Below are 366 nucleotides of genomic sequence, written 5' to 3'. Positions count from 1 at the left end.
AGGCGGCGGTCCATCTCGCCGGGCAAACGCAGCCATAGCCGCGCCACATTGAGGGTAAAGGCCTGGTGCATGGCACACGCCAGCGGTGCATCCGCATTGAAGTAGAACGGAATGCGACTGAGGTCGATACGGCTCCAGTCCGCCAGATTGCTGCAGTTAAAGCGCAAGTTGACCACCGAGCGACCATCCGGGTCGGTGGTCAACCTGGCATGCTCCAGCGCTAACGGCTGCAAGCTGATTTCTTGGGTGGTGGTATACCGGCAGCGGGTCTTTTTCTCCCCGATGGGGCGGGAGAGCACCTCAAAGCCTTTGGTGATGCGCATCATCTCTTTCATTTCCTGCCAGTCGGGCGTGAACTCCACCACC

The 366-nt window shown here is 59.8% G+C and carries 1 protein-coding gene; it reads right to left on the bottom strand.

What is annotated here, in order from left to right:
• Nucleotides 1-366, bottom strand: a 366-nt coding sequence (locus AC2A06_RS18945) for a type VI secretion system baseplate subunit TssF (RefSeq protein WP_484381309.1), incomplete at both ends; no start/stop codon positions are given.

It is taken from the genome of Serratia sp. HNCC26DJ244 (assembly GCF_057180565.1).
Note: the sequence above shows the minus strand (reverse complement) of the source record. Positions and strands in the feature narration are given on the sequence as shown.